Here is a 12,480-nt window from a genome sequence, read left to right on the forward strand (position 1 = left end):
TCAGGCACGCGCGGCGAACGTGCGCCATCACCCACAGCGACTCGATCATCGCTGACAATCAATTAGCACCCGCCTCGCGCGGGTACCGCCATATCGGTGATTAGGTTGACGAACTTCGTGTAACGAAGCTCCATTCGTCCCCGATATGGCCGGTTGACGCTCCGCTCCACCCGCCCTAGTCTCGCCTCGAACACCAGCTCCTGGCCTTGCTGTCTGGTATCTCGCACCGGCCCAGCGCATCGTTACCAGGAGCCAGCAATGACTCAACTTCATCTCCGGTTGGCTGTTGTTGCCAGCACAACCGCTTTTGTAGACAGGTTTGTGTCATGAGCGACACGACACAATTCGCGACGTTCATGCTCGTCCTGCTGGTGTTTTGGCCCAGTTACAACCTGGTGCTGGCGCTGTTCGTCTGGTGGCGTCCGAAACCGGGCGGATCGGAAGTACCTTCGCGGCATCCGCTGCAGTACTGGATCATCATTCCGGCGTTGAACGAGGAACGTGTCGTCGCGAACACCGTGCGTTCCGCACTGGCGCTCGACGGCGCGCGCACACCGGTCCAGGTCGTCGTCGTGGACGACGGATCCGACGACCGCACCCCGCACGTGCTCGCCGAGATCGACGACCACCGGCTGCACGTGCTGCGCCGCAACCCGCCCGATGCCCGCAAGGGCAAGGGTGAGGCGCTGAACCACGCGTACCGGTACGTCCGCGGCATCGCGGAGGAGGCCGGCACCGTGCACCGCACGATCGTCGGCGTGATCGACGGCGACGGCCGCGGCGAGCCCGGCATGCTGTCCGAGATCTCCGCGTACTTCGGGCAGCGCGACGTGGGCGCCGTGCAGTGTCGCGTCCGCATCCACAACCGCACCAACCTGCTGGCGTTCCTGCAGGACCTGGAGTTCAGCTGTGTCGTGGACGCGTCCCAGTCGCTGCGAGACGTGCTCGGCACCGTCGGACTCGGCGGCAACGGCCAGTTCGTGCGGCTCTCGACGTTGCGGGAACTCGGCGACGCGCCCTGGTCCGCCTGCCTGGTCGAAGACCTGGAACTGGGTCTGCGTGTGCACCTCTCCGGCCAGCGCATCCGCTACGCCACCCGCGCGACGATCACCCAGCAGGGCCTGATCGACGTCAACCGCCTGCTGCGGCAGCGAACCCGCTGGGGCCAGGGCAACCTCCAGTGCCTCGGCTACGTGCCGAAGCTGGTCAGAGCCAAGCACGTGGGCTCCGTCGCGCTACTTGAGTTCCTGCAGTACTTGCTGACGCCGTGGCTGGTCGCACCGATGACGTTGCTCATCACCGCGTTGGTGGGCATCAACTTCTACGCGCAGTTCAGCGGCCACAGCATCGGCGGCATGTCCGTGAGCGGCTCGAACACCTTGCTGGCACTCGGAATCTGGCTCGTGGCACTGGTGCTGCCCGGCCTGATCTGGGGCGTCGTGCACCGGCTCAGGCACGCCGACGAACCGCTGTGGCGGTGCCTCGCGGTCGGTCTCGCCTACCCGGCGTTCCTGATCCTGGGCTCCATCTCCACGTTGCGCGCGCTGTACCGGCACTTCGCCGGGCGCAACTCGTGGGCCAAGACGGAACGGTTGGTGGAGAAGGAAGCTCCGGCCGCGAAGCCGGTGCCGCGGGTGGCCTAGAGGTCCTTCAGCGGGTGCGGGGTCTGCCTGCTCTCGCGCTGGAACCTGCGGTAGAAGCCCGTCATCGCCTCGGCCACCGGGGCGTGGCGGGTGAGGATCGCCGCGACCTGTGGCGGGACGCGGCCGGGCAGAACGGCGTTGAGCCACATCACCAGGTGGGTGACGCTGTAGCAACGGTCGTAGGCCTGGTGTTCGGCGAAGAAGGCCGTCTCCTCCTCGGACAGGTCGAACCGGGAGGAGATCGCGAGGCCGTAGTCCGCGAAGTACAGGCGCTCGCCGTCGGTCAGGACGTTCTGGAAGTGGGCGTCGAAGTGCAGGAGACCTCTGGCGTTCATGAACGACGTCCCGGCCTCCAGCTGCGTTTCGACCATGGCGCAGGCACCTTCGAGAGCCTCGTCGCCGAGCTCGACCTGAGAGCCCAGCCAGTCGTGCAGGTTCTGCGGGATGTACTCCAGGAACAGAGCGATGCTCGCCGAGGAGTCGCGCAGAGCCTCGATCCGGTGGAGGATCTCCGCTCCACCGCCCCAGTAGGCGACGGCCGCGTCCACGTCGGCCAGCTCGTCGGGAAGCGACTGCCCCGGATGCGGCAGCACCCGCCAGTGGTACATCAGCGGGAAACCCTCGTGGTCCCCCGCGAGCACCCAGTCCGTCGTCATGGTGTGCACGGCCAGCTCCCGCCACGCACCGAAACCCGGCGCGCCGATGAGCCCGACGCCGTAGTGGCAGAAGACGGGCAGCCCGAAGAGGTTGGCCGTGGACCGGACGTTCTCCGGCCGCAGTTCCAGATCAGTCAGCGGCACCCGCTTGACGAAGACCGGCGTTCCGCCGACGTCCAGCAGCGCGGAAGTTCCGCCGATGCCGGAGCCGATCGGTTCCGCCCTCTCGACGAGGTCGCGCAGTTCGTGATCATCGAGCCCGGCCAACGTCGTGGAGACAGCACCATGAGCGGCCAAGCGGGCATCGAGCACTCTCAGAACGTACCGGGATGTGTCCGCCGGCGTCTGGCCGCGTAGACACCGGCCTCGGTCCGCCGGTCGAACCCGAGCTTGTGCAGCAGCGAGGACACGTAGTTCTTCACGGTCTTCTCGGCGAGGAAGAGCCGGTTCGCGATCTGCCGGTTCGTCATCCCCTCCGCGATCAGGTCGAGGATCCGGCGCTCCTGCGGGCTCAGCGCCGCATAGCGCGGGTCCTCCTCCGGCCCACCCCTGAGCCGTTGCAGGACGGTCGAGGTGACACCGGCGTGCAGCAGCGAGCCGCCGGACGCCAGCGTGCGGACCGCGGCCACGAGGTCGTTGCCGCTGACCTCCTTCAGCATGTACCCGGACGCGCCCGCCATGATCGCGCCGAACAGCGCCTCGTCGTCCGAATAGGACGTGAGCATCAGGCACGCGGGTGACGGCTGCACCAGGCTCCTGATCTCCCGGCACACCGTGACGCCGTCGCCGTCTGGCAGGCGGACGTCGATGATCGCCACGTCGGGTTTGAGCCTCGGCGCCAGCGCGATCGCGGCGGTGGCGCTGTCCGCCTGCCCCACCACGGCTATGTCGTCCGCCTGGGCCAGCAGCTGCACCAGCCCGCGCCGGACGATCTCGTGGTCGTCCACCAAGAGCACCGCTATCGCCATCTCGCCTCCTGCAGCACCAGAGGGACGAACCAGGTGATGCTCACGCCCGCACCCGGAATCGAGTCCACCGCGCAGTCGCCGTGGTGGCGCCGCGCCCGAGCCGCCATGTTCGCGAGCCCACCGGCGTGATGGGGCACAGCGCAGGAATCGTCGGTCAACGGCAAGCCTCTGCCGTCGTCGGAGACGCTGAGCTCCAGCCGGGTCATCGTGCGGTTCACGCTCACGGCGACAGCCACGTGCCGTGCTCTCGCGTGCCGCACGACGTTCGTGAGCGCCTCTCGGAGCGTGGCCAGCAGATCCGGCCTGACCTGGTCGGGCACGACGGTGTCCAGCGGGCCTTCCAGCGACACGTCCGGCTCGAAGCCCAGCAGCCGCGCGGACTCGTGCACCGCGTTGAGCAGCTGACCGCGCAGGCTCATGCCGCCGGTGGGCGGTTCCTGGAGGGAGAAGATCGTTCTGCGGATCTCGCGGATCGTGTGGTCGACCTCCTCCACGAAACCGGTGATCCGTTCGGTGAGCACGGGCGTGCCGCTCATCCCCGTGAGGCCCTGCAGGCCCAGACCGAGCCCGAAGAGCCGCTGGATGACGAGGTCGTGCAGGTCGCGGGCGATCCTGTCGCGCTCCTCCAGCACCGCCAGGCGTTCCGTGTCGCCTTTCGCGCGGGCGAACTCCAGGACGAGCGCGGCCTGGGCGGCGAAGGCCTCGATCAGCTCGACGTCGTCGAACGTGGCCTCGCCCTTCCGCCTCGCCACGATCAGGACGCCGATCGTGCGGTCGCCGACGGTCAGCGGGACCACGGCGCACGGGCCGGGCACCGTCGGGACCGTGCCCTCGTCGTGGCACTCGGACCGGCCCGACTCGTAGACGCGGTAGCTGACCGTGCCTTTCCTCGGCAGGCGCATGCCCTCGGCGTCGTAGGTGCCGCCGTCGGTGACCTCGATGACCAGGTCGCCGTTGTGGTCCGGGAGGACGACCGCGCCGAAGTGGGCCTTGGCCGTCTCCCTCACCGTTCGCGCCACCACGTACAGGGCGTCCCTGCCGTTCGTGCCGGTCAGGAGGTTCGTGGTGACCTCGGCGGCGGCGCGCAGCCACGTCTCGCGCTTGCGCGTCTGCTCGTAGCGGTCGAGGTGGCCGATCGCGGAGCCCGCCGCGGTGGCCAGCGCGGTCAGGATGTCCCTGTCCTGGTCGGTGAACTCGGGTTTGCCCGCGAGGTAGAGGTTGCCGAAGGTCTCGTCGTGGACCTTGACGGGCGCGCCCAGGAAGTCCGCTACGCCGATCGAGCGTGGATCACCCGATGTGACGTGGGCCTGGCCGTCGGTGTGGGCGTACTCCAGCAGCTCGCGGTGGCCGTTGATGACAGCGAGAGCGCCGTAGGGGGCGCCGATCAGCTCACACGCCGACTCGACCACGTGTCGTAGCAGCTCGGGAAGGGTGTCGTCGTCGGCGAGCGACAGCACGACGTCCAGCACCCGCTGTTCCGTGCTCACGTTGCCGCCCACGGCTTCACCCCTTTGGGGGGAGAGAAGTGACACCGTACGAACGACCGAGAGTAACTCCCCTCAGTAGTCAAAGGGGAGCCCCATCACCGCAAACGGTGAAAAGGAGAACTACTCAGAGTAGAGATGTACCCGTTCGGACGTCAGTGCAGCCCGACACTGAACCCTTCGTCCACAACACCGCGGTAGATCTGCGGCGCGAATGTCCGCAAGCCGTGGTCGATCGGTGCGATGAACCCCGCCGAGTCCCCGAGCGGCAGCCGGTACCCGTTCCGCACCCGGTGGAACTCCCACAGCGGCTCCATCGTGGGGTGCGCCGGCCGGAACCGCTGCGGGTCGCGCGGGTGCAGGTCGACGCGGACCATCGTGCGCCTGACCAGCGCGTCCGCGAGCTGCACCGCGCGTTCCTGCGTGCGCGAGATCGAGATGGCGCCCAGCTCCTGCCAGCCGACCGCCCACGGCATGCCCTGGGGGTCGTCGAGGCGGATGCCCTGCTGCTCGATGATCAGCTTGCGAGGACGCGAGACGACCTTCCACTTCACCACGGCCATCACGCCGATGCCGGTGAAGGCGATGCCGATGATGCCCGCGATGATCCCGCCGACCGGCTCGCCGTCCGCGAAGGCGCTGACGGCACCGATCAGGGCGAGGATGCCCAGCCCGCCGGCGACCGTGCCGCCGATCAGCACCTTGCGGGTGGCACTCTTGCCGAGGTCGACGACGACAGGTGGAGGCGGTCCCCAAGCGGTCATTCCGGCAGGTTACCGCTGATCAACTGCTCCGCGGCGGCGAACGGGTCCAGCTCGCCGGACACCACGCGCTTGGCCAGCTGGTCCACCGGGCCGAATCGCGTTCGCACACGTTCAACCGCGATCGCCTCGATCTCGGCGGCCGCGCGGCGCAGCCGGCGTTCCTCCAGCTCGCCGTGCGAGGCCATCCACTCCCGGTGCTCGGCGATGGCCTCGACGACGCGGTCCAGGCCCTCCATGCGCGCGGCGACCGTCTTCACGACGGGCGGGCGCCACAGCGGTCCTTCCCGGTCGCGGCGGCCCAGCGAGATCATGTACTTGAGGTCGCGCGCGGTCTGGTCGGCGCCGTCGCGGTCGGCCTTGTTGACGACGAACACGTCGGCGATCTCCAGGATGCCCGCCTTCGCGGCCTGGATGCCGTCGCCCATGCCCGGCGCGAGCAGCACCAGCGTCGTGTCGGCCAGCGCCACGATCTCGACCTCGGACTGACCGACGCCGACCGTCTCGACCAGGATCACGTCGAAACCGGCCGCGTCGAGCACGCGCAACGCCTGCGGTGTGGCCGAGGAGAGCCCGCCCAGGTGCCCGCGCGTGGCCATCGAACGGATGAAGACGCCGGAATCGGTCGCGTGGTCGCCCATCCGCACGCGGTCGCCCAGCAGCGCACCGCCGGAGAACGGGCTGGACGGGTCGACGGCGATCACCGCGACCCGCTTGCCCTGGTCGCGGAAAGCCCGCACCAGAGCGTTGGTGGAGGTCGACTTGCCGACGCCGGGCGCGCCGGTGATGCCGACGACCTGGGCGTCGCCCGTGTGCGGAGCGAGCGCCGCGGCCACCTCGGGCAGCTGCGAACTCCCCTGCTCCACCAGGGAGATCAGCCTGGCGACCGCGCGCGGTTCGCCGTCACGCGCGCGGTCGACCAGTCCTGCTACGTCAACAGCTTTGGCCACAGCCAAAGACACTAGGCCTTCTTGGGCACGCGGATGATCAGAGCGTCGCCCTGACCACCACCGCCGCACAGCGCCGCGGCACCCACGCCGCCCCCACGCCGCTGCAGCTCCAGAGCGAGGTGCAGGGCGATACGGGCACCGGACATGCCGATCGGGTGGCCGAGCGCGATGGCGCCGCCGTTGACGTTGACCTTGTCCTCGGAGATCCCGAGCTGGCGGGTCGACACGATGCCGACCGCAGCGAACGCCTCGTTGATCTCGACCAGGTCGAGGTCGGCGGGCTCGATGCCCTCCTTGGCGCACGCGGCCTTGATGGCGTTGGACGGCTGCTCGTGCAGCGAGGCGTCGGGACCCGCGACGACGCCGTGCGCGCCGATCTCCGCGATCCACTCCAGGCCGAGCTCCTCGGCCTTGGCCTTGCTCATCACGACGACGGCGGCGGCACCGTCGGAGATCTGCGACGCCGACCCCGCGGTGATGGTGCCGTCCGCGGCGAACGCGGGACGCAGCTTGGCGAGCGACTCGGCGGTGGTGTCGCCGCGAACGCCCTCGTCCGTGCTGAACAGGATCGGGTCGCCCTTGCGCTGCGGGATGGCGACCGGCGCGATCTCGGCGTCGAACACGCCGTTCTCGGCGGCCTTCGCGGCGAGCTGGTGCGACCGCGCGGAGAACGCGTCCTGCTCCTCGCGGGTGACGCCGTAGCGGGCGTTGTACTTCTCGGTCGACGAGCCCATCGCGACCTGGTCGAACGCGCAGAACAGGCCGTCGTGCGCCATGTGGTCCTGCAGCTGCACGTCGCCGTACTTGAACCCGCTGCGCGACTTCGGCAGCAGGTGCGGCGCCTGGGTCATCGACTCCTGGCCACCGGCCACGACGATGTCGAACTCACCCGCGCGGATGAGCTGGTCGGCGAGCGCGATGGCGTCGATGCCCGACAGGCAGACCTTGTTGATGGTCAGGGCGGGCACGTTCATCGGGATGCCCGCGGCGACCGCGGCCTGGCGGGCGGGAATCTGGCCCGCACCGGCGGTGAGCACCTGACCCATGATCACGTACTGAACCTGCTCGGGAGCCACGCCCGCGCGTTCCAGTGCCGCCTTGATCGCGACGCCACCGAGCTGGGCGCCGGAGAAATCCTTGAGCGATCCGAGCAGTCGCCCCATCGGGGTGCGCGCCCCGGCGACGATGACGGAACCGGACACAGCTGCCTCCATGGAAGAGCGAACGGTCGTTAACTAGGCACCATACCCGCGGCTACTGGGCGGTAATCGTGTGAGACCACGCACAGGGGCACCTGCACCGATCAGGTAGTTACCCTTCCCCGCTATGAACGCAGACATCGCCCGATTCGTGACCGCGATCGACCACGTGGGCATCGCGGTGCCCGACCTCGACGTCGCCATCGCGTTCTACCGCGACAACTTCGGCCTCGAAGTCGCGCACGAAGAGGTGAACGAGGAGCAGGGCGTGCGCGAGGCGATGCTGCACGCGCCCGGCGACGAGGACGGCACGGCGATCCAGCTGCTGGCGCCGCTGAACGAGAACTCGACGATCGCCAAGTTCATCGGCCGCTCCGGCCCCGGCCTGCAGCAGCTCGCCTACCGGGTGTCCGATGTGGACGTCGCGGCGGACGCGCTGCGCGCGAAGGGGCTGCGCCTGCTCTACGACGCGGCCAAGCGCGGCACGTCGAACAGCCGCGTCAACTTCGTGCACCCCAAGGACGCGGGCGGCGTGCTCATCGAGCTGGTTGAACCCGCCGGGTCAGCGCATTAGCGACGAAGCTCAGTTCTCGATCGATCGGGTCGTCCTCGTCGCTGTGCCGTGCCACCGAGTGCCGGTAGCTCACGGCCAGCGCGAGGAGTGCCGCGGCCGCTTCGACGTCCTTGATCGCCACCGCTGCCCCGCCCGCGGCGAGGATGACCTGTTTGATCTGCGCCGCGACGTTGTCGTAGCGCGCCTGCATCGCGTCGCGGACCGCCGAATGCGTATCCGCTTCACGCCAGAGCAGGTGGGACAGCAGGGGTGAGGCGTTCAGGCGCGCGTCGAGTGCCGCGACGAGCCTTCGCAACGACTCGGCGATGTCGCCCACGACCACGACCCTGCGGTGGTCGACGGTGCTGTCGGGCAACCGCGCGACCAGTGCGGCCAGCAGGTCCTTCTTGCGGTTGAAGTAGTAGTGCACCAGGCCTTTGGGCACGCCGGCGCGTTCGGCGATGCGCGAGGTCGGGGTGGCGTCGAAGCCGGAGTCGGCGAACAGCTCCTCGGCCGCGGCCAGGATGCGCTCCTTGGCCGAATCCTCCACGCGAGCCTCCAACGAGCAGGGATGTGGGCCCAAGACTGCTCCCGGGCCCACGGTTTTCTGGTCAGTGCGGTTGCGCCGCAGCCGAGTGCGCTGCGTTCGCGGCGGGCATCGCCAGCGCCCCCGCGGCCACGGTGAGCACGCCGCCGACCCAGGAAACCCACGAGGCCTGGGTCATGTCGGTGTAGCTCATCACCCACGGCGAGATGAACAGCAGTGCTCCGAGCACCATCTGCACGTACTCCCCGTAGATCATCGCGGGCATGGCCAGATCGACGAGTCCGTCGATCGCGATGAGCGCGCCGAGCACGATCATCGTCCACATGGCCGCGTTCGAGGTGTCCACGACGAGCGGAGAGAGCAGCACCAGAACGCCGATAGCCACCTCGGCCCAGTCCTGCCACCTGGTCCACGCCTTGGTCATCTCCACACACCTCCTCCTTGCTCGGACACCTCCATGCTCCGCTTGGTTGGCCGCCCGGTCAAGAAATCTCAGTGGAATCCCTCACAGGCATGATTCTGGATCGTTTACTGGTCGGTAACCTCCGGCAACCTGCGACGATCCCTCACTAGGGAAGGAATGCCGCCGTGCAGAAGATCCTTGATGCGATTCTGGCCGACGAGCTGGACGCGATCGGTTCCTTGGACGTTCCGGAGAGCTATCGGGGCGTGACAGTGCACGCGGACGAGGCCGACATGTTCTCGGGTCTCGAGACGCGGGACAAGGACCCGCGCAAGTCGCTGCACGTCGACGAGGTCGCCACGCCGGAGCTCGGCCCTGGTGAGGCCCTGGTCGCCGTCATGGCCTCCGCGATCAACTACAACACCGTGTGGACCTCGATCTTCGAGCCGGTGTCCACGTTCGGCTTCCTGAAGAAGCTGGGCGGCCGCCACGACCTGCCGTACCACGTCGTCGGCTCGGACCTGGCCGGTGTCGTCGTGCGCGTCGGTCCCGGCGTCACCGCGTGGAAGCCGGGCGACCGCGTGGTCGCGCACTGCCTGGACGTGCCGCTGGAGGCGCCGGACGGGCACAACGACACGATGCTCGACCCGCAGCAGCGGATCTGGGGCTTCGAGACGAACTTCGGAGGTCTCGCCGACCTCGCGCTGGTGAAGTCGAACCAGCTGATGCCGATGCCCAAGCACCTCACGTGGGAGGAGGCCGCCTCCCCCGGTCTGGTCAACTCCACCGCGTACCGGCAGCTGGTGTCGACCAACGGCGCCAACATGAAGCAGGGCGACACGGTCCTGATCTGGGGTGCGTCCGGCGGTCTCGGCTCGTACGCCACGCAGTTCGCGCTGAACGGCGGCGCCACGCCGATCTGCGTCGTCTCCTCGCCGGAGAAGGCGGAGATCGTCCGGTCCATGGGCGCTGAGCTGATCATCGACCGTTCGGCTGAGGGCTACAAGTTCTGGAAGAACGAGCACGAGCAGGACCCGCGCGAGTGGAAGCGGTTCGGCGCGAAGATCCGCGAGCTGACCGGCGGCGAGGACCCGGACATCGTGTTCGAGCACCCCGGCCGGGAGACGTTCGGCGCCTCGGTCTTCGTGACGCGCAAGGGCGGCAAGATCGTGACGTGTGCGTCGACCTCCGGGTACATGCACCAGTACGACAACCGCTACCTGTGGATGAACCTGAAGTCGATCATCTCCTCGCACTTCGCGAACTACCGCGAGGCGTGGGAGGCGAACCGCTTGATCGCCAAGGGAAAGATCCACCCGACAGTGTCCAAGGTGTACTCGTTGGAGGAAACGGGCCAGGCCGCGCACGACGTGCACCGCAACGTGCACCAGGGCAAGGTCGGCGTGCTGTGCCTTGCCCCGGAAGAGGGTCTGGGTGTTCTCGATCACGAGATGCGCGAGAAGCACCTCACGGCCATCAACCGATTCCGGGGTGTGTGACCTTCCAGGGTTACCCGAACGGGTAGCGTGAGGGGCATGGGCCTCGCCGACGACCGTGACCTCGTCCCACTGGGATCCGGCTTCGACATCGTCAAGCGCGGTTACGACCGCGCCCAGGTCGAGGATCATCTCGAACGCCTCGACTCGGACCTGCGGCTGCTGGCCGCTGACCGCGATGCCGCCGTGTCCCAGACGTCCGACCTGGCGCGCCAGCTGGAAGCCGCACGCTCGGAGATCACCGAGCTGCGCAACCAGGTGGAGCGCCTGTCGCTGCCGCCGACGACGCTGGAGGGGCTCTCCGAGCGCCTCCAGCGCATGCTGCGGCTGGCCCAGGACGAGGCCAACGAGATCAAGGCCCGTGCCGAAGCGGAGGGCGGGCACATCCGCGCCAAGGCGGAAGCCGACGCGGGTGTGCTCCGCCAGCGCTACGAGAAGCTCATCGCCGAACTCGACGAACGCCGCGCCCAGATGGAGGCCGAGCACAAGGGCGTCCTGGAGACGGCCCGCGCCGAGGCCGAGAAGATCGTCTCCGAGGCCGAGGCGGCCGCCCGCAAGATCGCCGACGAGTCCGAGGCCCGCCGAGTGACCGTCGAGGAGGACTTCGAGATCGCGATGGCGGCCCGCCGCAGCGAGGCCATGGCCACCCTCGCCCAGCAGGAGGCCACCTCGAAGGCGGAGGCGGACCGCCGCCTGCGCGAGGCGGCCGAGGAAGCCGCCCGCGTCCGCGCGGCCATCGCCGCCGAACAGACCTCGTCCAAGGCCGAAGCCGAACGCCGAGTCCGCGAGGCCACCGAGGAGGCCAACCGCCGCCGCCACGACTCGATCACCGAGGCCACGGCCCGCATCCAGGAGGCCACCGACGAGGCGAACCGCCGCGTCCGCGAGGCCACCGAGGAAGCCAACCGCCGCACCACCGCCGCCACCCAGCGCGTCGACCAGCTCCGCACCCTCCGCAACCGCCTGTCGCACCAGCTGCACAGCGTGCGGACGGCGTTGCAGGAGGTCGTGCCGCTGCTCGACCCGGTGGAGGAGGAGAAGGAGCCGCCGGCAGGGGCGTCGGAGGGGTCGCAGGTGCCCGCGCAGCAGGCTCCTGCTCAGGCCGCTCCCGCGCAGCAGGCTCCCGCCCAGCAGGCACAGGCTCCCGCGGCTCCTGCTCCTGCCGCTCCCGCTCCGGCACAGCCCGCGGCACCTCAGGCCAAGCCCGCCGCACCGGCCAAGCCCGCGGAGACGAAGCAGGTCGACGGTCCCACGGCCAAGATCACTCGCCCGCAACCGGCGAAGAAGTGACCTCGTAGATCGCCGGCATCGGCATCGCGTGGAGGAACTCGATGTCCGCGCGATGTCCTGCCGCGATCAACGCGCGTGACACGAACATCCCGTGCGATCCCACCAGCACGGTCGCATCCGGGTGCTCCTCGGCCATGCGCGCCAACGCCTTCCCCGCCCGCACGGTCAGCTCGTCGAGGCTTTCGCCGTCCCCGTGCACCAACCCGGGATTCGCCCAGCTACGGGAGTACTGCTCCACGAAGTCGGCGCTCGGCACCAGCCCCGACCTCCACTCCCGCAACTCCGGCCAGGTCGTCACCTCGAGCCCCAGCGCCTCCGCGGTCGGCGCGACGGTCTGCACCGCCCGCAGCAGCGGACTCGACAGCACCGCCACCGGCGCGCAACTCACCAGGCGCGGCACCAGAGCCCGCGCGGACGCCAGACCTTCCGGCTTCAGGGGCCGCTCGTCGTAGTCGGGCACACCGAACCGTGGTGGGACGGACTGTGCATGACGCACTAATACGATTCGGGTCGGCATAACACTCATCATG

General features: G+C 68.9%; 13 protein-coding genes. 4 read left to right on the top strand and 9 right to left on the bottom strand.

Features of this window, described 5'->3' with window-relative positions:
- The first annotated feature begins 326 nt into the window (after positions 1-326).
- Positions 327-1,643 carry a glycosyltransferase family 2 protein gene (locus IEZ09_RS25850; protein WP_189256348.1) on the top strand — a complete coding sequence of 439 codons (1,317 nt, stop codon included), beginning with the start codon at positions 327-329 and terminating at the stop codon, positions 1,641-1,643.
- Here the strand turns inward: IEZ09_RS25850 and IEZ09_RS25855 are convergent.
- From IEZ09_RS25855 to IEZ09_RS25880, 6 genes are all read right to left on the bottom strand, one after another.
- On the bottom strand, positions 1,640-2,611 hold the full coding sequence (locus IEZ09_RS25855) for a BUD32 family EKC/KEOPS complex subunit (protein ID WP_189256349.1): 972 nt from the start codon (positions 2,609-2,611) through the stop codon (positions 1,640-1,642). The genes IEZ09_RS25850 and IEZ09_RS25855 overlap by 4 nt on opposite strands.
- A 2-nt stretch (positions 2,612-2,613) precedes the next feature.
- Positions 2,614-3,267: a response regulator gene (locus tag IEZ09_RS25860; RefSeq protein WP_189256350.1), complete on the bottom strand. Its 654-nt coding sequence runs from the start codon at positions 3,265-3,267 to the stop codon at positions 2,614-2,616.
- Positions 3,258-4,766, bottom strand: coding sequence for a sensor histidine kinase (locus tag IEZ09_RS25865; RefSeq protein WP_189256351.1), 1,509 nt, complete (start codon positions 4,764-4,766; stop codon positions 3,258-3,260). The genes IEZ09_RS25860 and IEZ09_RS25865 overlap by 10 nt, the downstream gene beginning before the upstream one ends.
- A 140-nt stretch (positions 4,767-4,906) precedes the next feature.
- On the bottom strand, positions 4,907-5,515 hold the full coding sequence (locus IEZ09_RS25870; RefSeq protein ID WP_189256352.1) for a hypothetical protein: 609 nt from the start codon (positions 5,513-5,515) through the stop codon (positions 4,907-4,909).
- Positions 5,512-6,462 (bottom strand): methylmalonyl Co-A mutase-associated GTPase MeaB, encoded by a 951-nt coding sequence (meaB, locus tag IEZ09_RS25875; protein ID WP_189256353.1) that lies wholly within the window; start codon positions 6,460-6,462, stop codon positions 5,512-5,514. The genes IEZ09_RS25870 and meaB overlap by 4 nt, the downstream gene beginning before the upstream one ends.
- A gap of 11 nt (positions 6,463-6,473) precedes the next feature.
- The gene (locus IEZ09_RS25880) at positions 6,474-7,664 is read right to left on the bottom strand and encodes an acetyl-CoA C-acetyltransferase (protein WP_189256354.1); all 1,191 of its coding nucleotides are present in this window, start codon (positions 7,662-7,664) and stop codon (positions 6,474-6,476) included.
- 124 nt (positions 7,665-7,788) lie between these two features.
- On the opposite strand from IEZ09_RS25880, the gene mce reads away from it, so the two are divergent.
- Positions 7,789-8,235, top strand: a complete 447-nt coding sequence (gene mce / locus IEZ09_RS25885; RefSeq protein WP_189256355.1) for a methylmalonyl-CoA epimerase — start codon at positions 7,789-7,791, stop codon at positions 8,233-8,235.
- On the opposite strand, the gene IEZ09_RS25890 is transcribed toward mce, so the two are convergent.
- Together IEZ09_RS25890 and IEZ09_RS25895 are read right to left on the bottom strand one after the other, a co-directional pair.
- Entirely contained in the window at positions 8,198-8,764 is a 567-nt protein-coding gene (locus IEZ09_RS25890; RefSeq protein WP_229812965.1) for a TetR/AcrR family transcriptional regulator, read from the bottom strand. The two genes, mce and IEZ09_RS25890, sit on opposite strands and share 38 nt — an antisense overlap.
- 61 nt (positions 8,765-8,825) lie before the next feature.
- Positions 8,826-9,185 carry an SPW repeat domain-containing protein gene (locus tag IEZ09_RS25895; protein ID WP_189256433.1) on the bottom strand — a complete coding sequence of 120 codons (360 nt, stop codon included), beginning with the start codon at positions 9,183-9,185 and terminating at the stop codon, positions 8,826-8,828.
- A gap of 164 nt (positions 9,186-9,349) precedes the next feature.
- Between IEZ09_RS25895 and ccrA the strand changes: the two genes are divergently transcribed.
- Positions 9,350-10,663 (top strand): crotonyl-CoA carboxylase/reductase, encoded by a 1,314-nt coding sequence (ccrA, locus tag IEZ09_RS25900; protein ID WP_189256356.1) that lies wholly within the window; start codon positions 9,350-9,352, stop codon positions 10,661-10,663.
- 36 nt (positions 10,664-10,699) lie between these two features.
- Entirely contained in the window at positions 10,700-11,950 is a 1,251-nt protein-coding gene (locus IEZ09_RS25905) for a coiled-coil domain-containing protein (RefSeq protein WP_189256357.1), read from the top strand.
- Here IEZ09_RS25905 and IEZ09_RS25910 read toward each other — a convergent pair.
- The gene (locus IEZ09_RS25910; RefSeq protein WP_308427936.1) at positions 11,922-12,479 is read right to left on the bottom strand and encodes a histidine phosphatase family protein; all 558 of its coding nucleotides are present in this window, start codon (positions 12,477-12,479) and stop codon (positions 11,922-11,924) included. The two genes, IEZ09_RS25905 and IEZ09_RS25910, sit on opposite strands and share 29 nt — an antisense overlap.
- Between the last annotated feature and the right edge of the window lies 1 nt (position 12,480).

This window comes from Lentzea flava (assembly GCF_014648475.1).
GTDB classification, from domain to species: Bacteria; Actinomycetota; Actinomycetes; order Mycobacteriales; family Pseudonocardiaceae; genus Lentzea; species Lentzea flava.